Raw genomic sequence first — 784 nt, 5'->3', positions numbered from 1 at the left:
GGGGACTTCGATGCGCAAAGGACTGTTCTGGCTGAACGACAAGCAGTGGGCTCAGATAGGGCCGCATCTGCCAACGAACCAGACAGGCCCGGCGCGCGAAGACGATCGACGCATTATCAGCGGTATCATTCACATGCTTCAGTGCGGCGCACGCTGGCGCGATTGCCCGCCCGATTATGGTCCTTACACGACGATCTACAATCGCTTCAATCGCTGGGCCAAGCGCGGACATTGGCAGGCGATCTTTGAAGCGCTCGCCCGCTGCGGCAAGGACGGCGTGACTTTGTCCATCGACTCCACCTCGATCAAGGCGCATCGCTCGGCGAGCGGCGGAAAAGGGGGGAGCATGAACAGGCGATCGGCCGCTCGCGCGGTGGGCGGACCACGAAAATCCACGCGCTGAGTGACCCTGATTGCAAACCTTGCGCATTTCATCTCACTCCGGGACAAGACGCAGATATTGCCGCAGGGCCGGCCCTTTTGAAACTCGCGCCACCCATGTCCACCCTCATTGGGGACAAAGGCTACGATGGCGACGGCTTTCGCGCCGAAATCATCAATCGCGGCGCCAAGCCCGTCATTCCAAACAAATCCAACAGGGTGATCCTCCACAGCTTCAGCAAACGCGCCTATAAGGGGCGCAATGTTATCGAGCGCTGTTTCTGCCGGCTCAAGGATTTCAGGCGTGTCGCAACGCGCTACGACAAACTTGCCAGAAACTTCTTAGCTGCCGTCCACCTCGCCGCCATCGTCGCCTATTGGATCAATTGAGTCTGAACCCTAG

At 59.1% G+C, this 784-nt stretch carries 1 protein-coding gene; it reads left to right on the top strand.

Going from position 1 to position 784, the window contains the following annotated elements; translation table 11 throughout:
* The first annotated feature begins 10 nt into the window (after window positions 1-10).
* A protein-coding gene (locus IVA80_RS19750; RefSeq protein ID WP_247433924.1) for an IS5 family transposase occupies window positions 11-771 on the top strand; the annotation gives its coding sequence in 2 pieces (ribosomal slippage) (window positions 11-344 and window positions 344-771; 762 coding nt in all).
* Window positions 772-784 lie beyond the last annotated feature (13 nt).

Origin of the sequence: Bradyrhizobium sp. 139 (genome assembly GCF_023074175.1) — a bacterium.
Classification (GTDB): domain Bacteria; phylum Pseudomonadota; class Alphaproteobacteria; order Rhizobiales; family Xanthobacteraceae; genus Bradyrhizobium.
Note: the sequence above shows the minus strand (reverse complement) of the source record. Positions and strands in the feature narration are given on the sequence as shown.